The organism is Streptomyces kanasensis (genome assembly GCF_043077165.1).
Lineage (GTDB): Bacteria > Actinomycetota > Actinomycetes > Streptomycetales > Streptomycetaceae > Streptomyces > Streptomyces changanensis.
In genome coordinates this window covers 457,719-476,547 of record NZ_JBIBSF010000001.1, presented here as the reverse complement: position 1 = coordinate 476,547, position 18,829 = coordinate 457,719, and the positions used below count along the sequence as shown (strand labels likewise).

At 76.5% G+C, this 18,829-nt stretch carries 14 protein-coding genes, 1 pseudogene and 1 riboswitch; of the genes and pseudogenes, 7 read left to right on the top strand and 8 right to left on the bottom strand.

All coding sequences use genetic code 11. The features are described from left to right. The first annotated feature begins 63 nt into the window (after positions 1-63). Both ACF053_RS02060 and ACF053_RS02055 read left to right on the top strand, forming a co-directional pair. Positions 64-639, top strand: coding sequence for an AAA family ATPase (locus tag ACF053_RS02060; RefSeq protein ID WP_391951995.1), 576 nt, complete (start codon positions 64-66; stop codon positions 637-639). Positions 640-795: 156 nt separating this feature from the next. Then, positions 796-975, top strand: a pseudogene (locus ACF053_RS02055) (right-handed parallel beta-helix repeat-containing protein); the annotation flags it as partial. Between the two features lie 88 nt (positions 976-1,063). Here the strand turns inward: ACF053_RS02055 and ACF053_RS02050 are convergent. The 3 genes from ACF053_RS02050 to ACF053_RS02040 form a co-directional block, all read right to left on the bottom strand. Then, positions 1,064-1,996 (bottom strand): hypothetical protein, encoded by a 933-nt coding sequence (locus ACF053_RS02050; protein WP_391951994.1) that lies wholly within the window; start codon positions 1,994-1,996, stop codon positions 1,064-1,066. Continuing rightward, positions 1,987-2,235, bottom strand: coding sequence for a hypothetical protein (locus ACF053_RS02045; protein ID WP_391951993.1), 249 nt, complete (start codon positions 2,233-2,235; stop codon positions 1,987-1,989). The genes ACF053_RS02050 and ACF053_RS02045 overlap by 10 nt, the downstream gene beginning before the upstream one ends. 217 nt (positions 2,236-2,452) lie before the next feature. Further along, complete coding sequence (locus ACF053_RS02040) at positions 2,453-3,184, bottom strand: hypothetical protein (RefSeq protein WP_391951992.1); 732 nt, start codon at positions 3,182-3,184, stop codon at positions 2,453-2,455. Between the two features lie 499 nt (positions 3,185-3,683). Here ACF053_RS02040 and ACF053_RS02035 point away from each other — a divergent pair, with 499 nt between their 5' ends. The 3 genes from ACF053_RS02035 (at position 3,684) to ACF053_RS02025 (ending at position 8,325) form a co-directional block, all read left to right on the top strand. Next, the gene (locus ACF053_RS02035; RefSeq protein WP_391951991.1) at positions 3,684-6,074 is read left to right on the top strand and encodes an ATP-binding cassette domain-containing protein; all 2,391 of its coding nucleotides are present in this window, start codon (positions 3,684-3,686) and stop codon (positions 6,072-6,074) included. 539 nt (positions 6,075-6,613) lie between these two features. Continuing rightward, positions 6,614-7,699, top strand: a complete 1,086-nt coding sequence (locus tag ACF053_RS02030) for an LLM class flavin-dependent oxidoreductase (RefSeq protein WP_391951990.1) — start codon at positions 6,614-6,616, stop codon at positions 7,697-7,699. Beyond that, positions 7,696-8,325 carry an FMN reductase gene (locus ACF053_RS02025; protein ID WP_391951989.1) on the top strand — a complete coding sequence of 210 codons (630 nt, stop codon included), beginning with the start codon at positions 7,696-7,698 and terminating at the stop codon, positions 8,323-8,325. The genes ACF053_RS02030 and ACF053_RS02025 overlap by 4 nt, the downstream gene beginning before the upstream one ends. A gap of 197 nt (positions 8,326-8,522) precedes the next feature. Here ACF053_RS02025 and ACF053_RS02020 read toward each other — a convergent pair whose 3' ends face one another. Both ACF053_RS02020 and ACF053_RS02015 read right to left on the bottom strand, forming a co-directional pair. After that, entirely contained in the window at positions 8,523-9,002 is a 480-nt protein-coding gene (locus ACF053_RS02020; RefSeq protein ID WP_391951988.1) for an LIC_13387 family protein, read from the bottom strand. Then, positions 8,999-10,222, bottom strand: a complete 1,224-nt coding sequence (locus ACF053_RS02015; RefSeq protein ID WP_391951987.1) for an FAD-dependent monooxygenase — start codon at positions 10,220-10,222, stop codon at positions 8,999-9,001. Before ACF053_RS02015 ends, ACF053_RS02020 begins: the two co-directional genes overlap by 4 nt. An 89-nt stretch (positions 10,223-10,311) precedes the next feature. On the opposite strand from ACF053_RS02015, the gene ACF053_RS02010 reads away from it, so the two are divergent. Further along, a complete protein-coding gene (locus ACF053_RS02010) occupies positions 10,312-10,896 on the top strand; it encodes a TetR/AcrR family transcriptional regulator (RefSeq protein WP_391951986.1) in 585 nt (194 codons plus the stop codon). Between the two features lie 429 nt (positions 10,897-11,325). Here ACF053_RS02010 and ACF053_RS02005 read toward each other — a convergent pair whose 3' ends face one another. Further along, entirely contained in the window at positions 11,326-12,735 is a 1,410-nt protein-coding gene (locus ACF053_RS02005) for a GAF domain-containing protein (RefSeq protein WP_391951985.1), read from the bottom strand. A gap of 69 nt (positions 12,736-12,804) precedes the next feature. Next, positions 12,805-12,893: riboswitch (ZMP/ZTP riboswitch) on the top strand. Positions 12,894-12,951: 58 nt separating this feature from the next. Between ACF053_RS02005 and ACF053_RS02000 the strand changes: the two genes are divergently transcribed. Then, on the top strand, positions 12,952-13,797 hold the full coding sequence (locus ACF053_RS02000; protein ID WP_391952624.1) for a bifunctional 5,10-methylenetetrahydrofolate dehydrogenase/5,10-methenyltetrahydrofolate cyclohydrolase: 846 nt from the start codon (positions 12,952-12,954) through the stop codon (positions 13,795-13,797). A 228-nt stretch (positions 13,798-14,025) separates the two neighbouring features. Here the strand turns inward: ACF053_RS02000 and ACF053_RS01995 are convergent, their stop codons facing one another. Further along, a complete protein-coding gene (locus ACF053_RS01995) occupies positions 14,026-15,501 on the bottom strand; it encodes an SWIM zinc finger family protein (protein ID WP_391951984.1) in 1,476 nt (491 codons plus the stop codon). Further along, positions 15,498-18,719: a DEAD/DEAH box helicase gene (locus tag ACF053_RS01990; RefSeq protein WP_391951983.1), complete on the bottom strand. Its 3,222-nt coding sequence runs from the start codon at positions 18,717-18,719 to the stop codon at positions 15,498-15,500. Before ACF053_RS01990 ends, ACF053_RS01995 begins: the two co-directional genes overlap by 4 nt. Positions 18,720-18,829: the final 110 nt, after the last annotated feature.

Here is an 18,829-nt window from a genome sequence, read left to right as displayed (position 1 = left end):
CGGTATCGTCCGCATCGTCCGCGCGCCGCGCCCACGCCCGTGCACGAGAGAGGACCCCCGTACATGACCGGACACACCGGCCCCACCGCCGTCCCCGGCGGCGAGGCGCCCGGCGTCATCGTCGTCTCGGGCATCTCGGCCGCGGGCAAGTCCACCGTCGCCCAGGCCCTCGCCGAGCGGCTGCCGCGCTCGGTCCACCTCCGCGGCGACGTGTTCCGCCGCATGATCGTCAGGGGCCGGGCGGACATGACGGCCGAGGCCCCGCCGGAGGCCGTCGCCCAGCTGCGGCTGCGCCACCGGCTGGCCGCCGCGTCCGCCGACGCCTATGCCGAGGCCGGCTTCACCGTCGTGCTCCAGGACGTCCTGCTCGGCGAGCACCTGGTCGAGATCACCCGGACGATCAGGAGCCGCCCGCTGGCCGTCGTCGTGCTGGCGCCCGACCCGGAGGCCGTGGCCCGGCGCGAGGAGCAGCGCGCGAAGACCGGCTACGGGGCCGACTGGCAGCCGCGGGACCTCGACAGGATCCTGCGGGTCGACACGCCCCCGATCGGGCTGTGGCTCGACACCTCCCACCAGTCCGTCGACCGGACCGTCGACGAGATCCTGCGGCGGGCCTGGTCCGAGGGCGCCGTCTCCTGACCCGCCGGGGGCCGGTCCGGTGGCCGCAGGGGGGTGGTGTCCCGGGGCCCGGCCCGCCCCTCTTCCCGTACGAGCGCCCATCGCGTCCCCCGTACCGGGCAGCCAACGCCGAGCCTGCCGTCCTGCCGTGCCCGCCCCACGCCGTGCCGGCCCCAGTCCTGCCGCACCGGCGGCGGCACGAACGACAGGACCGTCGGGGACGCCGACGGCTCCCACCAGTCCTGGACCGGCGCCAACGGTCCCCGCTGCTCCGCGTACGGCGGGACCCTCGCCTGGTCGTGCGCCGCCGACGGCCGCCTCGTGGTGACCTTCGGCGGCACGGTCGCCACGCCCTGACCCCGCACGCCCCGCGCGTACGGGCCCCTCCGCACCACGCGGAGGGGCCCGTACCCGTCCCCGAACGACGCGGCGGACACCGCGCCGTTCAGCGCGGCATACCGAACTCCCGCAGCGGGGCCAACTCGGCGGCGGTGGCGGGCCGGAGCGTGGACAGGACGTGCCGGGCGGCGGACAGCTCGGCGTCCGCGCCGCGGAAGGACACCGTGTACACCAGCCCCTCCCGCTCCAGGCGCAACTCCCGCCGGGTGTCGCCGTCCTCGTACGTCACCAGCAGCCGCCCCCCGGCGTCGTCCGCGCAGCGCACCACACCGCCGTACGGGACGGGGCAGCCGCGCGCGTCGACCCGCCGGGCGTCCTGTCCGGCGCGGGCCACCGCCAGGTGCAGCCCCGGCGACCCGGGCCGCTCGTACGCGACGCCGAACCCGTCCCCGCTCGCGCCGAGGACCCGCGACGCGTGGCCGGGGGGCGTGTCGCCGAGGCGCAGCAGGTCGCGGTCGACGCGGTGGGCGGTGAGCCAGGTGTCGAGCGTGGGCGGCCGCGACGCGTCCCACACGGCGTACGCGCCGGCGGCCACGAGCAGGGCCGCCGCCCCGAGCGTCCCCGCCCGCGCCCGCGCCCCCGGCACGAGGGACGCCGCGGCCAGCGCGTAACAGGTCCCTCCGGCGAGGAGGACGAGCGGGCCGCCGCGCCCGCCGGTGGACAGGCTCGCCGCGACGGCGGCGGCCGCGCCCGCGGTGCCCAGGCCATACACCACCGCGGCCCACCTCCACGGGCCGCGCGGTCGCCGGACGAGCGGCACGAAGACGCGGGCCGTCCTGCCCATGACCGCCAGCAGGGCCACGGCCGGCGGCACCACGACGAGCGGGACCACGGCGAAGGCACCCCACCCTCCGACGAAGAGCGCGACCAGCACCGCCTGGAACTGCACCGCGGTCAGCACGCACCCGACGAACCAGACTCCCGCCAGATGGACGGCGGCCGCCCGCGCCGCCCCGCCGGGCCGCCCGCTCACCGGCACGGCGCCGGGACGTCCCCGGCGTACGTCGGGGACTCCGGGCGGGCGGCCGCGACGACCGCGCGGGCAGGGCTGCGCGGGGTCAGCGCGTGCCTCCCGGGCGGCGGGGTCGGCCCGGAGTGGCGGCGGCACCGGAGGACGTACGGCTCGGCGTCGACGACGCCGCCGCCGTCGGGCGCCGCGGCCGGCCGCGCCGGCGCGGGAAGGAGGAGGCGGCGGCCGCCACCATTCGTCTCGCTCATCCGTGCAGGCTAACCGCCGCCACCGCGGCCAACGACGCCGCCTCGAAGCACCGGTGGGCACCCGGTGTGGCCCGGCGAACGGCGAACGGCGAACGGCGAACGGCGGCGGGCGCCCAGCGGGGCCGGGGGGCGAACGGCGGCGGGCCGTGCGGCTCCCGGCCCCCCGCTGCCGCCGGTCCGCCGAACGCGTTCCGCGGGGACGGTCGGTGGCCGGTGGTCAGACGGGTGAGCCCCAGGCCGTCGCGAGCCCCTCCAGCCAGGCGGGCGGCAGTTCGGCGGCGTCCCACTCCTCCCGCAGCGCGGACGGCGCCGCGCCGAGGCGTTCCAGGACGGCGACGCTGGTGGGGGAGTGGATGAGCGAGTAGCGGCCGTGGACCGCGACGGAGCTGCCGGGCCCGTACGTCCCGAACAGCCGCTCCAGCCGCTGCCGGTGCTCGGCTGCGAACTGGGCGAGCAGCCCCGCGTACCCGGCCCGCTGCCGCGAGCCCATGGTGCCGAGGACGGCGGTGAGCACCTGGTCGGACACCTCGGGATCGAGGTCGGAAGGGGTGGTGAACGACAGGTACAGGGGGACGACCGCCACCTTGGCCCGCTCCACCTCCATCCGCCCGACGGGAGTGCGGGCGTCCTGCGAGGCGGCCGAGGAGTCGCGGGCCACGGCGTCCCGCAGGGCCCGCTCGGCGAGATCGCCGAGGTGGTCGGCGGCGGCGCGGGCCCCGTCGAGCCAACCCGAGCCGTACAGCGGGCCCTTCTCCGTCGGAGCGCTCCGCACCAGGCCCGCCACCTCGTCGCCCGCGAGGGAGAGCGCGCCGGCCTCGACCAGCCCGACCAGTTCCTCCGCGTCGCCGGCGTAGACCCCCGCGCGGCCGAGGAGCTGGACGAGGGTCCTCTTGGCGTTGAGGACGCTGGCCGCGTCGAGCTGCTGCCGTCGTTCACCGGCGGCGTTCATGGGGTCCTCCTCATCGCGTGGGCGGCGCGGTCGCGCGTACACGGAACGCTCTCTCCGCGGGTACAACGGTCGGTGGTCACGTGGAGATCCCCTCCCGGACGGCGGGCGTGCGTTCCCCCGACGGGGGCGCCGCCCCACGGCTCGGGGAGACGATCGGGAACGATCAGAAACGGAGAAGCACGGACCACCCGGCCGCACCTACCCTGATCCCCGTGGGCAGCACCCGTCACCTGATCCTCTCCTCTCGCACGACGTCCCGGCCGCCACCCCGGCCACCGTCCCGGCCTTTCTACCCCGACACCGATGCCCGCGGGCCGCGCGGCGGCACGGGACACGGCGGGCGGCCGGGCGTCGCGCCGGCGGTACGGAGCGGGTGGGCGCCGGGCCCGCCCCCGCCACCGCTCCGATGCCGGGGGCCCCACCGCTCGCAGCAGGCAGGACCGATCCGCGTGGCGCCCGGGCAGACGGCCGTCCGGCCCCGTACACCGAGGGAGACATCATGAGCAAGGCCACGAGGACGGCCGCGCGCACGGCCGCGCCGCACGCCGCGGACCGCCACGACGTGATCCGCGTGCACGGCGCGCGCGTGAACAACCTCAAGGACGTCAGCGTCGAGATCCCGAAGAGACGGCTGACGGTGTTCACCGGCGTCTCCGGCTCCGGCAAGAGCTCCCTCGTCTTCGACACGATCGCCGCGGAGTCGCAGCGGCTCATCAACGAGACCTACAGCGCCTTCGTCCAGGGCTTCATGCCGACGCCGGCGCGGCCGGAGGTCGACGTGCTCGACGGGCTGACCACCGTGATCAGCGTCGACCAGCAGCGCATCGGCGCCGACCCCCGCTCCACCGTCGGCACCGTCACCGACGCCAACGCGATGTTGCGCATCCTCTTCAGCCGGCTGGGCGAGCCGCACATCGGCCCGCCCAGCGCGTACGCGTTCAACGTCCCCTCGGTCCGGGCGAGCGGCGCGATCACCGTGGAGCGCGGCGCCAAGAAGGCGGTGAAGGCGACCTTCCAGCGCACCGGCGGCATGTGCACGCGCTGCGAGGGCCGGGGGACGGTCTCCGACATCGACCTCACCCAGCTCTACGACGACTCCAAGTCGATCGCCGAGGGCGCGTTCACCATCCCCGGTTGGAAGTCCGACAACGTGTGGACCGTCGGCGTCTACGCCGAGTCCGGCTTCCTCGACCCGCACAAGCCGATCCGCGCGTACACGAAGAAGGAGATGCAGGACTTCCTGTACCGGGAGCCGACCAAGGTCAAGGTCAACGGCGTCAACCTCACCTACGAGGGGTTGATCCCCAAGATCCAGAAGTCGTTCCTGTCGAAGGACAAGGAGGCGATGCAACCGCACATCCGGGCGTTCGTGGAACGGGCCGTCACCTTCACCACCTGCCCCGAGTGCGACGGCACCCGGCTCAGCGAGGGGGCCCGCACGTCGAAGGTCGCGGGGATCAGCATCGCCGACGCCTGCGCGAGGGAGATCCGGGACCTGGCCGAGTGGGTCCGCGGCCTGGACGAGCCCTCGGTGGCGCCGCTCCTCGCCAAGCTGGGCCACACCCTCGACTCGTTCGTGGAGATCGGGCTGGGCTACCTGTCGCTCGACCGCCCGTCGGGCACCCTGTCGGGCGGTGAGGCGCAGCGCGTGAAGATGGTCCGCCACCTCGGGTCCTCCCTCACCGACGTCACGTACGTCTTCGACGAGCCGACCGTCGGCCTGCACCCGCACGACATCCAGCGGATGAACGAACTGCTGCTGCGCCTGCGCGACAAGGGCAACACCGTGCTCGTCGTCGAGCACAAGCCGGAGGTCATCGCCATCGCCGACCACGTCGTCGACCTCGGCCCCGGCGCCGGCACGGCGGGCGGCACCGTCTGCTTCCAGGGCACCGTCGAGGAGCTGCGGACCGCCGGCAGCGTCACCGGGCGCCACTACGACGACCGGGCCGGCCTCAAGGAGACCGTGCGCGAGCCCACCGGCACGCTGGAGATCCGCGGCGCGAACACGCACAACCTGCGCGACGTCGACGTCGACGTCCCCCTCGGCGTGCTGTGCGTCGTCACCGGGGTCGCCGGGTCCGGCAAGAGCTCCCTCGTACACAGTTCCGTCCCCGCCGGAGCGGGCGTGGTAGTGGTCGACCAGAGCCCCATCCGCGGCTCGCGGCGGAGCAATCCGGCGACGTACACCGGGCTGCTCGATCCGATCCGCAAGGCGTTCGCCAAGGCCAACGGGGTGAAGCCGGCCCTGTTCAGCGCCAACTCCGAGGGCGCCTGCCCCACGTGCAACGGCGCCGGCGTCCTCTACACCGACCTGGCCATGATGGCGGGCGTCGCCACCCCCTGCGAGGACTGCGAGGGCCGGCGGTTCCAGGCGTCGGTGCTGGAGTACCGGCTCGGCGGCCGCGACATCAGCGAGGTCCTGGCGATGTCGGTGGCGGAGGCCGAGGAGTTCTTCGGCTCCGGGGACGCGGCCACGCCGGCCGCGCACCGGATCCTCGACCGCCTCGCCGACGTCGGGCTCGGCTACCTCACCCTCGGCCAGCCGCTCACCACGCTCTCCGGCGGCGAGCGGCAGCGGCTCAAGCTGGCGACGCACATGGCCGACAAGGGCGGCATCCTCGTCCTCGACGAGCCGACCGCCGGCCTGCACCTCGCCGACGTGGCACAGCTGCTGGGGCTGCTCGACCGGCTCGTCGACGCGGGGAAGTCGGTCATCGTCGTCGAGCACCACCAGGCGGTCATGGCGCACGCCGACTGGATCATCGACCTCGGGCCCGGCGCCGGCCACGACGGTGGGCGCGTCGTCTTCGAGGGCCGCCCGGCCGACCTGGTGGCCGCCCGCGCCACCCTCACCGGCGAACACCTCGCGGCGTACGTCGGCCGCTGACCGGCACGGGCCGCGTGACGGGGCCGCGACGGGCACCGCCGCCCGGCTGAGGGGCGGCGGGCCCCACCGGTGGGCGCACGCCGCCCGGGGCGCGCCGGTGGGGTGCCGCGCCGGCGGAGGGGCGTCCGGGGGGTGCCGCGCGCAGTGGGGCGTCCCGGCGCGGGCCGGTCGCCCGCGCCGGATGCCGGGTGACGGGGGTCCCGCGGCTCCCGCCCGTCCCGGCGCTCGGACGGGCCGGCCACCCCGCCCGGCGACGCCACCGCCGGCCACCCCGCCCGGTGACGCCACCGCCGTCCCGCCGTCCCAGCGGCCCGGGGCCCGGCCGAGGTCCGCGGGCCTTGCTCCGGACCCGTGTCACCGAGATCGACGCCCACTTCCCGCCAAGCGCACCGGACAGGGACCTGATCCGGCCGGGGACACCCACGCCCCCGACAAGGGCGGCGCCGACGGGCGCATGCTGGGAGGTGGCGGACGGCTCCACGACCGGTCCCACGGGCCGTCCCACGACCGACCACGTACGGACGACGAAGGTGGAACCTGTGCAGTTCGGCATCTTCACGGTGGGGGACGTCACTCCCGACCCGACCTCGGGGCGGACGCCCACCGAGCACGAGCGGATCAAGGCGATGGTGACCATCGCGCTCAAGGCGGAGGAGGTGGGACTGGACGTCTTCGCGACGGGCGAGCACCACAACCCGCCGTTCGTGCCCTCCTCGCCCACCACCATGCTCGGGTACGTCGCCGCGCGCACCGAGCGCATCATCCTGTCGACCTCGACGACCCTCATCACCACCAACGACCCGGTGAAGATCGCCGAGGACTACGCGATGCTCCAGCACCTGGCCGACGGGCGCGTCGACCTGATGCTGGGACGCGGCAACACCGGCCCCGTCTACCCCTGGTTCGGGCAGGACATCACCCAGGGGATCCCCCTGGCCGTCGAGAACTACGCGCTGCTGCGCAGGCTCTGGCGCGAGGACGTCGTCGACTGGGAGGGCCGCTTCCGCACACCGCTCCAGGGCTTCACCTCCACCCCGCGTCCCCTCGACGGGGTGCCGCCCTTCGTCTGGCACGGCTCCATCCGGTCACCCGAGATCGCCGAGCAGGCGGCCTACTACGGCGACGGCTTCTTCCACAACAACATCTTCTGGCCCCAGGAACACACGAAGAAGATGGTCGACCTGTACCGGCAGCGGTACGCGCACTACGGTCACGGCACCCCCGAGCAGGCCGTCGTCGGCCTCGGCGGCCAGGTCTTCATGCGTCACGACTCCCAGGCCGCGGTGCGCGAGTTCCGGCCGTACTTCGACGACGCGCCCGTGTACGGGCACGGCCCGTCCCTGGAGGAGTTCACCGAGCAGACCCCGCTGACCGTCGGCTCCCCCCAGCAGGTCATCGAACGGACCCTGGGCTTCCGGGAGGTCGTGGGGGACTACCAGCGCCAGCTGTTCCTGATGGACCACGCCGGGCTGCCCCTGAAGACCGTGCTGGAGCAGTTGGACCTCCTCGGCGAGGAGGTCGTGCCGGTACTGCGCAAGGAGTTCGCGGTCGGCCGGCCGGCCGACGTCCCGGCGGCCCCGACCCACGCGGACCGCGTCGCCCGGGCCACCGGGGAGCAGCGGTGACACCGGCCCGCCTGGCGGTCGTCACGGCCGGGTTGAGCGTGCCGTCCTCGACGCGGCTCCTCGCCGACCGGCTCGCCACCGCCGTCGGCCGCCACCTGGTGGACGCCGGGCGGCCGGTCGAGGTCGAGACGGCCGAACTGCGCGAACTGGCCGTGGACATCGCCCACAACCTCGTCACCGGCTTCCCGCCCCCGGCGCTGCGCGACACGATCGGGACCATGGCGCGGGCGGACGGCCTGATCGCCGTCACGCCCGTCTTCAGCGCCTCCTACAGCGGCCTGTTCAAGTCCTTCTTCGACGTCGTCGACCGGGACGTGCTGGCGGGCAAGCCCGTGCTGATCGCGGCGACCGGCGGGACCGCCCGCCACTCCCTCGCCCTGGAACACGCGGTCCGGCCGCTCTTCGCGTACCTGCGGGCCACGGTGGCACCGACCGCCGTCTTCGCCGCCCCCGAGGACTGGGGGGCGAGCACCGACCCCCGGACCACCGCGCTCGCCGAACGCGTCGACCGGGCGGCCTCGGAACTGTCCGCCCTGATGACCGGCCACCGGCCCCCGCCCGCGGCGGACGAGGTGACGCCCTTCGCCGACCGCCTGGCCGCCCTGCGCGTCCCCCCGCACCCCTGACGCCGCCCGGAACCGGCCTCCCGCCGGGCGACCACCGCCCGGCACCCGGTCCGGCCCCCGGGACGGCGGCGGACCGAACCGGCCACAGCCCCGCCGCGGGCGGTCGTCCCGCACGGCACGAGGCGGGGGTGTGGGCGGCCCGCCACCCGCACCCCCGCAACCAGCCCACCCGGGCGGGCGTGGCGGCCCGCGTCACGTCACCGGGCCACGCGAGCGGAGGGGGCCGCCGCCCTGCGCAACGACAGGGCGAAGGCGCAGCTGCTGACGGTGAGGACGACGATCGGCGGAGGAGGCAGCAGGAGAACCGACACGGCCAGGACGGCCAGGGAGACCACGAGGGCGATCCAGCCGAAGGCCGTGCGGTGCTGGACGAGGGTGGGGGCGTGCCGGACGGCAGCGAGGACCAGCAGGCCGCAGGCGATGGCGAAGAAGGCCATGGCGATGCTCATGCCGTTGAAGACGTCGATGAGCGTGCGTTCCAGACCCAGCAGGGCGAACGTGGACTCCCGCATGGCCGTGTCGACGGCACGCCGCTGCGGTGTCGCGGTGGCCGCCGCCGCGACGGCGGAGAGCGCGAGGTGGCCGACGCCCAGGAAGACGAAGCCGTAGGCACCGACGGTGAAGGGCCGGACGGAGTCCGCCCGGGGGAGGGGGCGGGAGGTGACCGCGGTGTTCATGACTGCTCCTTGAGGCTGACCTGCGTGTTGACGTTGACGGGGGCGGGGCCGGGGGCGGAGGGCGGTCGCCAGCCGAGGACCGGGTCCAGGGCTCTCGCCGTCACCGCCCGCGGGGTGGCTCGTACGGCGAGGTTCCGGAGGGCCGCGGCGAGGGGATGGGAGAGCCGCGCGAGTTCACCGATGCGGCGCGAGCGGCGGCTGATACGGGTGGTGCGCCGGTGCCTGGCCTCCGTGTACGCGGCGAGCGCGGCCGGTACGTCGGCACCGGCTGTGAGGAGGTGCGCCACGACGACCGCGTCCTCGATGGCCTGGCAGCCGCCCTGGCCCATGTTGGGCGTCATCGCGTGGGCGGCGTCGCCGAGCAGGGCCACCCGGCCGACGTGGAACCGCGGCAGCGGCGAGGCCAGTTCGTGGAAGTCGTGGTGGAGTATGCCGACCGGGTCGGGGTTCCGCCGGTCCAGCCGGTCCAGCAGCGCGGGTATCGGATCGTGCCACGCGCCGAAGCGCCGGATGAGCTCCGCGTGGTGGTCGGCCGGCTCCGCGCCTCCGGGGCCGGTGACGGCGGTGGCGTACACGTAGGTCCGGCCGTCGGCGAGGGGAACGACGCCGAACCGCTCACCACGGCCCCACGTCTCGGTCGCCTGCAGGGCAGGCGGACCGGCACCGGGCAGCACCGCTCGCCAGCCGGCCTCACCGGCGTGACGCAGCCCGGGGTGCCCGGGGAAGAGCCGGCCGCGGAGCACGCTGCGCAAGCCGTCGGCCGCCAGTACGACGTCGGCGCGCAGGTCGCCCGCGGACGTACGCACGACCGCGCTGCCCCCGGCGTCGTCCACACCGGTCACCGACACGCCGAGGCGTACGACGCCGGGCGGCAGGGCGGCGGCGAGGACGTCGATCAGGAAGCCGCGGTGCACGGCGCGCGTGGGGAGCCCGTAGCGCGTGGACATCGCGTCGCCGTCGGACCGGTTCAGCCACGTGCCGTCGGGTGTGCGCAGCCCCAACGTGCCGGGCAGGGCGTGCCCCGTCGACACCTCGGCGCCCAGGCCGATCGAGTCCAGCGCGCGCAGTGCGTTGGGGGCGAGCACGATGCCGGCGCCGATGCCCCTGAGAGCGGGAGACCGCTCGCACACGGTGACGCGCCATCCGCGGCGGCTCAGGGCCACCGCCGCGGTCAGACCCCCGATACCGCCGCCCGCCACGACGGCATGACGAACATCCATGTCGACTTCCCCCACGTGCCACTTGTCCACCGGCGCCTCTACAAATGTAGAGGCCGTTGTCGGGCACTCTACACCTGTAGAGTGGGGGTGTGTCCCTCCCTGATCGCCGAGACCTGATCGCCGACGCCGCCATCAGCACCGTGGCCACCGCCGGGCTGCGCGGTCTGACCCACCGCGCGGTCGACGCCGCCGCGGGGCTGCCGGCCGGCAGCACGTCGTACTACTTCCGCACGCGCAGCGCCCTGATCAGCGCCTGCTACCTCCGCCTGGCCGAACTGTCGGTGGCCGACGTGGACCGTTGGGAAGCGGAGCACGGGCGCCCGGACCCGGACTCCGCCGCGGAGGCGCTGGCCGCGCTGCTGCACCACTGGCTGACGGTGGAGCGGGACCGCCAGCTCGCCCGCTTCGAACTCAGCCTGGAGGCGACCCGGCGGCCGGAACTGCGCGCCGACCTGCGGACCGCCGGCCTCGCCGCACGGTCCAGGGCCGCCGCCCTGCTGGCGACGCTCGGCGCTCCCGACCCGGCGGCGGCCGCGGACCTGCTCGTCGCCTGGACCGACGGCCTGCTGTACGACCGGCTCGCCGGCGCGATGGCCGCGACCCGCCCGGTGCCCGACGCGACCGAGCTGACCCCGGTCGTCCGGCGGATGCTCACCGCCGTGCTCTCCACCTGACGGACGCCCGCTCCCTGCGCACCGCCGCACCGTCGTCCTGCGACGTCACGCGCGCACCGGCGTCACCGGGGGCCGCTGTGCATCGCCCCGCGCCCTTCCGAGCGGAGGTCTTCCAGGTGTCCTGACGGCCGCTGACCGTCCCCCGCCGCGCGGCCCGGCCACCGGCACCCCGCCGGTCCCGAGTGGCGGCCGGGGTGCTCGGCGGACCTCCGGCCGCAACGCCTCCCGCCCCGCCCGCCGGGGGCGGGACGGAGCCGTTCGGGCGGGCCCCGCGCTGCGCGGACCGCTCATCCCGTCGTCGCCCCGGTGGCCGGCCGGTGGGACGGCGGCGGCGAGCCGGCGCGGCGGCCGGCCGGCCGACCGACCGGCCGGGCCCGGGCGGTGTCGGGAGCGTCGGCCGCCGTCCGGCCGGCGCTCCCCTCCGTGAGGCTACGGCGCGGGACGTTGCGACCACGTTGCGCGCGGCGCAGGGCCCCGCACCGCCCACCCCGGCGCCGCCAACTCCGCGTCCAGTGCCCGCACCCGCGCCAGTACCTGCGGTCGCCGCCCCGCCGGTACCGCCGTCGACAGGGCACGCCACACCTCCACGTCGTCCTCGCCCCACGGGCTGTGCGCCCAGTCCGCCAGCAGCTCGGGGTCCCCGCGCGCGACGAGCGCCGCACGCAGCCCGTCCGCCAGCCGCCGCCGCAACCGCGCCACCCCCGGCGCCCACGACCCGGGCAGCAGCGGGCCGGCGTACGCGCCGAGGGCGGCCGTCACCGCGCCCGACGACAGCCGCCGCGCCACGGCGTCGAAGTCCGCGTCCACCGGCGGGCCCAGCCGGTACGGCCGCGAGCGCAGCAGCTCCGGTCCCAACAGGCCGCGCAGTCGCGACAGTTCGGCGCGCAGGGTGACCGGGGTGACGGTCCCGTCCTCGTACAGCGCCGTCAGCAGCTCGTCCCCGCACAGTCCCTGCGGGTGCGCGGCCAGCACCACGACGATCTCGCTGTGCCGCCGGCTCAGCCGTACCGTGCGGCCCCCCGCCGCGAGCAGCGCCTCGTCCCGCCCGAGCGCGCACAGGCGCAGCCGGTCGGGCGCCGGGGCCGGTGCCCGCAGCGCGAGGTGGGACTCCGCCGCCCGCGCCACCGCCTGGACGAACGCCAGACTGTGCGGGTGCGCCAGCCGGTCCCCGCCCGTGACGTCCACCGCGCCGAGCAGCCGCCCGGTCCGCGGGTCGTGCACCGGGGCGGCCGCGCACGTCCACGCCTGGACCGGGCGCCGGAAGTGCTCGGCGGCGAAGACCTGCACCGGGCGGTCGACGGCGAGGGCGGTGCCCGGCGCGTTCGTGCCCATCGCCGACTCCGACCAGCGTGCCCCCGGTACGAAGTTCATCCGCCGCGCCGACCGCAGTGTCCGAGGGTGCCCCTCAACCCACAGCAGCCGCCCGTACGCGTCGCACACCGCCACCAGGTGCTCCCCGTCCGTGGCGTACGCCCCCGTCAGCTCGCGGACCACCGGCATCACCGTGGCCAGCGGGTGCGCCGCCCGGTACGCCGCCAGCTCCTCCTCGTCCAGCTCGACGCTCGCGGCGCCCTCAGGACTCACCCGGGCCCGCGCGCACCGCCACCACGACTCCGCCACGACCGGCCGCAACGGCACGCCCCCCGCCCCGACGGGCCCGGCCCCGCCGGCCCCGTCCAGCCCCGGCGCGGCCCCGTCCCCGCCGGCCGCCGTGACGAACGCCTCGTGCGCCCGGCGCAGCTCACCCGCGCGCCGCACGGGGTCCGCACCCGGCTCCAGGGCCGTCCACGCGTCGCTCAACCCGCCCTCCCCGTCGAGGTCTCCGTGCCGGGTGCCCATCGTGGTCCTCCCGCCGCACGCCGACAACCCGGTCCGCGCCCCCGCGCGCCCCCCTCCTCCCGTACAGTGGGGACGGGCCGTGACTGGCGCTTGGGTGGAGTACCACCGGGGAGCGGCCCGGCGGACACCGCCACCTGCCGCGCGCCTGGGCGATCAGCACACACGTTCTGTCGACGCCCAGGAGGACCCGTGTCCACGACCGCAAGCGCCCGCCTCATGGACGGCAGCGGCCTCGCCCGCCGTCTCGTCGAGGAGACCGCCGCCCGCGCCGCCGACCTCACGCGCCGCACCGGCACCCCGCCGTGCCTGGCCACCGTCCTCGTCGGCGCGGACCCCGCGTCCGTCACGTACGTGAAGATGAAGCGCGCCCGCTGCGAGAAGGCCGGCATCCGCTCCCGCCACGTCGAACTGCCCGCCACCACCACGACGGAGGAGCTGGTCGCCACGCTGCGGTCGCTGTCGCAGGACCCCGAAGTGGACGGCATCCTGCTCCAGCACCCGGTCGGCCGGCACATCGACGAGCGGGCCGCGTTCGAGGCGATCGCCCCCGAGAAGGACGTCGACGGCGTCACCACCAGCTCGTTCGCGTCCATGAGCTTCGGTCTGCCGGGATTCGTCTCGTGCACGCCGGGCGGCATCATGCGACTCCTCGACGCGTACGGGGTCGACCCGACCGGCAAGCGGGCCGTCGTCGTCGGCCGCAGCGCGATCCTCGGCAAGCCCGCCGGGATGCTGCTGCTGGCCCGCAACGCCACGGTCACCTACTGCCACTCCCGCACCCCCGCCGCCGACCTGTCGGCCGTGCTGCGCGAGGCCGACATCGTCATCGCCGCGGTCGGCCGGGCCCGCTTCATCACGGGCGCGGACATCAAGCCCGGCGCCGTCGTGGTGGACGCGGGCTACAACGAGGGCAACGTCGGCGACGTCGACTTCGCGTCCGCCGCCGAGCGCGCCGGCCTGATCACCCCGGTGCCGGGCGGGGTCGGCCCCATGACGATCGCCACCCTGCTGGCGCAGACCGTCGACGCCGCGGAACGGCTGCGGGGCACGACGACCGCCTGACGGACGGCCGCCTCCCGGAACCGTCCCCGGGCCGGGGGCGTGACGGTCCGCCCGGCAGGGTCGGGAGACCCGTCCGCGCCGGGCGGCCGCTGGGTCGCGGGCGCGGACACGGGCGCGCGGCCCGCGGCCCGGGGTCGTGACGGACCGCCCGGTACGGACGGGACGCCCGTCCGCGCCGGGCAGCCCCGGCCCCCGGGCCCGGACGTGGGCGCCCGGGCCCCGGCGCCGTCATCCCAGGTCGTCCTCCTCCAGCAGCCCGGCCAGGACCGCGCCCGGGTCCGGGTCGGCCGGGCCGGCGGGCGTCCACCTGCCGTCCAGCCGGCGGTAGGGCCACCAGCGGCCGTCGCGTCCGAGACGGAGCTGCGCGCCGGCCCCCGGCACCTCCCACCGCCCGCCGCCGAGCGGCCGCAGGGCGGGTCGCCCGCCACCGTTCCCGGCAGCGCCGCCCGGGGCGGAGCCGCCCCCGGCGCGGCCGGCAGGGCGGTCCCCGGCAGGGCTGTCCCGTGCCGGGCCGTCCCCGGCAGGGTGGTCCTCCGCGGGGACGTCGGCGGGGTCGTCCCCGGCGGGGGCGTCCCAGGCCCGCGCGAGCAGGGCCTCGGCGCGGGCCAGCACGTCCGGCGCCGGCGTGCACTCCTCCTCCAGCACGGCGAGGCCGGCCGCACCACCGAGCCGCCAGGCCCGTACCGCCGCCGCCATGTCCGCCGCGTCCCGTCCCGTGCCCGCCGCGAGCCGCGCGACCACGGCGGGAACGGCCGCCGCGGTCGTGGCGGCGAGCCGCACGGCGTCCCGGCGCACGTCCGGCGGCCCGTCGTCCGCCGGGGCCGCCGGCACCGCGCCCAGCGCCTCGGCCAGCATCCGCCGCGCCCGTACCGCCGCGTCGGCGGCCAGCACCTCCAGTGCGGCCGGATCCACCGCGCCGCCGCCCGTACGGTCCGTACCGTCCGTGCCGCCGGAGCCGTCCGTGCCGTCGTCGCCCGTGACGAGGGACGGCGGTTCGCCGGCGTCCTCCGGTACGGGCGGCGGGCCGGGGAGCGCGGGCAGGATGCCGCCCATCGCGAACGCCTCGTCCGCCCGGACGCCCGCAGGCCCCGCGGCGCCGGCCCCGGCGCGCGCGTCGGCGCCGGCCGCCGCGGTGCCCCCCGCGGTCAGCTCCGCGAGCAGCCGCCGCTCACCCCGCCCCCGCGCCAGGAGCAGCACGAAGGGGTCCCGGTCGAGGAGCCGCGCCACCTGGTAGCACAGGGCCGCCGTGTGCGGGCAGTGGTCCCAGGCGCCGCAGCCGCACTCCGCCTCCAGGTCGCCCGTGCCCGGCAGCAGGTCGACGCCGACCGCCGCCACGTCCTCGACGAGGTGCGGAGGCACGTCCCGGTCGAGCAGCGCGGCGACATGGCCCGCGCGGGCCGCCACCGTGGCCGCGAACCGTTCCCAGTCCCCGTCCGACAGCTCCTGGACGAGCACGTCGGCGCGGTGGGCGGTGCCGTCCCGGTCCGTGACCACCGCGGTGATCCGGCCGGGCCGGACGGTGACGGCCCCGACCGCTCCCGCGCGTGCCCGCGCCCGGCCCTGCTGCAACTGCCGGCCGTCGAGGGCCGAGTCCTCCAGGGTCCGCAGCCAGGCCAGGCCCCACCACGTCTCCGCGAAGCCGCGCCCGCGGGCGGGCGGCAGCGCGGCGAAGGTCGCCTCGTCACCGTGATCGGTGCCGTTCATCGTCCACGCCTCCCGTTCGCCTCGTACGCCCCACGCGCCCTGTCCGCTTCGCCGGTCCCGCGCGTGCCGCTTCTTCCACCGGTGCCGCCCGCGACGCCCGTGCTGCCCGCGACGCCCGTGCGACCCGTGCCCGGGTGGCCGGAGGCGGCCGTGTCGGCTCCGGCGCCACCGCCGGGGCCGCGCAGCTCGACCAGCTCCGCCAGTTCGGCGTCGGTCAGCTCGGTGAGCGCCGCCTCGCCGGCGCCGCCCAGTACGGACTCCGCCAGCCGCCGCTTGCGGGTCAGCATGTCAGCGATGCGGTCCTCGACCGTGCCCTCGGCGACCAACCGGTGCACCTGTACCGGCTGGGTCTGCCCGATCCGGTACGCCCGGTCCGTGGCCTGCGCCTCCACGGCGGGGTTCCACCAGCGGTCGTAGTGCACGACGTGCCCGGCCCGCGTGAGGTTCAGCCCCGTCCCCGCCGCCTTCAGCGACAGCAGGAACACCGGTACCTCGCCGTCCTGGAAGCGGCGCACCATCTCCTCGCGGCGCGCGACCGGGGTGCCGCCGTGGAGGAGCTGGGCCCGTACGCCCCGGGCGGCCAAATGGTCCTGGAGCAGCCGGGCCATCCGCACGTACTGGGTGAACACGAGCACGCTCCCGTCCTCCGCCAGGATGGTGTCGAGGAGCTCGTCGAGCAGCTCCAGCTTTCCCGAGCGGTCCGCGAGCCTCGGAGCGTCCTCTTCCTTGAGGTACTGCGCCGGGTGGTTGCAGATCTGCTTCAGCGCGGTCAGCAGGGTGACGACGAGGCCGCGCCGCTCCATGCCGTCCGCGGCGGCGATGGCGGCGAGCGTCTCGCGGACCACCGCCTCGTACAGCGCCGCCTGCTCCGTCGTCAGTGCCACCGCACGGTCCGTCTCCGTCTTGGGCGGCAGCTCCGGGGCGATCCCGGGGTCCGTCTTGCGGCGGCGCAGCAGGAACGGGCGGACCAGCCGGGCGAGGCGCTCGGCGGCCGCGGGGTCGGCGCCGCCCTCGACGGCCCGGGCGTACCGGTCGCGGAACGTGCCGAGCCGGCCGAGCAGTCCGGGTGTCGTCCAGTCGAGGATCGCCCACAGCTCGGACAGGTTGTTCTCCACGGGCGTGCCGGTGAGCGCGACCCGCGCGCGGCCGCCGACGGCGCGCAGCCTGCGGGCGGTGGCCGAGTACGGGTTCTTCACGTGCTGGGCCTCGTCGGCGACGACCATGCCCCAGTCCGCGCGGGCGAGACGCTCGGCGTCCAGCCGCATCGTGCCGTACGTGGTGAGGACGAACGAGCCGTCGGCCACGCCTGCCAGGTCGCGGCCCGGGCCGTGGTACCGGCGTACCGGAGTGCCGGGGGCGAACCGCTCGATCTCCCGCTGCCAGTTGCCCATGAGTGACGTGGGGCAGACGACGAGCGTCGGGCCGGCCGCGGCCGGTTCGGTCTGCCGGTGCAGGTGCAGCGCGATGAGCGTGACGGTCTTGCCCAGGCCCATGTCGTCGGCGAGGCAGGCGCCGAGGCCGAGGGACGTCATGCGGTGCAGCCAGTTCAACCCGCGCAGCTGGTAGTCGCGCAGCGTCGCGGTGAGCGCGGCGGGCTGCCCGACCTCCTGGTGGCCGCCCTCCGGGTCGGCGAGCCGGTCGCGCAGTTCCCGCAACCATCCCGACGCCTCGACGCCGACCCGACGGCCGTCCACCTCCGTGGTGCCCGTCAGCACCGCTCCGAGCGCCTCCACCGGCGTGATCTTGCGGTCGCGCCGCTCCCGGGCCCGCCGTACCTCCTCCGGGTCGACCAGCACCCACCGGTCGCGCAGCCGGACCAGGGGACGGCCCGCCTCCGCGAGCCGGTCCAGCTCGGCGCGGGCGACGGGCCGGTCGCCGAGGGCGAAGCGCCAGTCGAAGGAGAGCAGGGCGTCGGCGGAGAGGAGCGACGGCAGCCCGGACTCCCGTCCGGACGGGTGGCCGTCGCCCGCGCCCCCGCCGTGCGGAGGTCCGACCACGGCGCGGATGGTCAGCGACCGTGCCAGGTCGCGGGGCCAGTGCACCTCCACGCCGTTGTGCGCGAGCGCCCGCCCGGCGGCGCCCAGCAGTTCCGCGACCTCCTCGTCGGCGAGGTCGAGCGCGTCGGGCACGGTGGCCGACAGGAGCGGCGACAAGGCGGGCCAGATCCGGGCTGCGCGGCGCAGAGCGAGCAGCGCGTCCCGGCGGGCCGAGGCGCCGAAGGCCGTACCGGCGGCGCCCGACCACACGTCGGAGGCGTCCGCGACCAGCGCGGCCTCGGCGACGCTGTGCAGCTGGGGCACGGCACGGAAAGCCGGCCGGTGCCCGGTGTTCCCGGCGACGGCGGGCCCGTGCCCGGCCCCGGCCCGCGTGTCCCCGGCCGTGTCCCGGTCCGCCTCGTGGGGATCGGTGTCGACGGCGGACGCGCAGGCGCCGGACCGGTGGTGGGCGGACGGGCCGTCGCAGGCCGGCGCGGCCGCGGCCGCGCCGGCGGTGGTCGGGGCATCGGGAGCCGCCCCGTCCGCGTCGAGGCCGGTGACCTCGATGCGCAGGGAGAGCCGCACTCCGGCGTCGTGTCCGGCCGCCACCTCGGCGGCCCAGTCGCGCAGGCCGGGCACGTACTGCGGTTCCTCCGCCGCGTACGGCGCACCGCCCGTGGCGAGCGGGGCGGCGGGCGTGCGCGGCAGCGTGTCGGCCACCGCGTCCAGGAAGGCCCGCAGCAGCGCCTCGGGGTCGGGGAGCAGGACCACCCCGTCGTCGTCCGTACCGGCGGGGAGCGCGTGGGCCGCGGGCGGCATCGACGCGGCGAGCGTCCGCAACCGGTCCAGGTCGTCGGCGGGGAGCGGCCCCGCCCGCCACGCGTCGTGGCCGGCGGTGCTCAGGCCCGGCAGCAACCGCCCGCGTGCGGCGACGCGCAGGGCGAGCAGCGCGGCGGCGCCCCAGAAGGCGCAGGACGGCGACGGTTCGGCGACGGCTCCGGCGCCGACTCGGGCCAGCAGGGGCAGGGCGTCCGCGACGGGCAGGCAGCAAGCCGGGACGGGCCGGGGGAGGGCGTCGTCGTCGACGACCGTGACCTCCTCCACGGAGCCGCGCCCCGGTGGTGCGGGCAGCGGTCCGTCGTCGGGCGCCCAGAAGGCGACGCGACCGGTACGGGCGGGGTCGGCGGGGAGGAAGAGGGTGGAGCAGCGGGCCAGATCGGTGAGTGTGGGGTCCCAGTGCACGGTGCTGACGTAGTCCTCAAATTTGACTAGCTCAGATCGGAAGGGCCGAACATACAGGAAGGCAAGGTTGGAAGGCGCAGTTCCGGTGGTGAGGTACGTCACGCACCCGG

Bases quoted from the DNA above. Each gene is read 5' to 3' on its own strand.
- ACF053_RS02045 (WP_391951993.1), bottom strand. From the start codon at position 2,235: ATGAGCGAGACGAATGGTGGCGGCCGCCGCCTCCTCCTTCCCGCGCCG.
- ACF053_RS02040 (WP_391951992.1), bottom strand. From the start codon at position 3,184: ATGAACGCCGCCGGTGAACGACGGCAGCAGCTCGACGCGGCCAGCGTC.
- ACF053_RS02015 (WP_391951987.1), bottom strand. From the start codon at position 10,222: ATGGATGTTCGTCATGCCGTCGTGGCGGGCGGCGGTATCGGGGGTCTG.
- ACF053_RS02060 (WP_391951995.1), top strand. From the start codon at position 64: ATGACCGGACACACCGGCCCCACCGCCGTCCCCGGCGGCGAGGCGCCC.
- ACF053_RS02035 (WP_391951991.1), top strand. From the start codon at position 3,684: ATGAGCAAGGCCACGAGGACGGCCGCGCGCACGGCCGCGCCGCACGCC.
- ACF053_RS02000 (WP_391952624.1), top strand. From the start codon at position 12,952: ATGGACGGCAGCGGCCTCGCCCGCCGTCTCGTCGAGGAGACCGCCGCC.
- ACF053_RS02005 (WP_391951985.1), bottom strand. From the start codon at position 12,735: ATGGGCACCCGGCACGGAGACCTCGACGGGGAGGGCGGGTTGAGCGAC.
- ACF053_RS02020 (WP_391951988.1), bottom strand. From the start codon at position 9,002: ATGAACACCGCGGTCACCTCCCGCCCCCTCCCCCGGGCGGACTCCGTC.
- ACF053_RS01995 (WP_391951984.1), bottom strand. From the start codon at position 15,501: ATGAACGGCACCGATCACGGTGACGAGGCGACCTTCGCCGCGCTGCCG.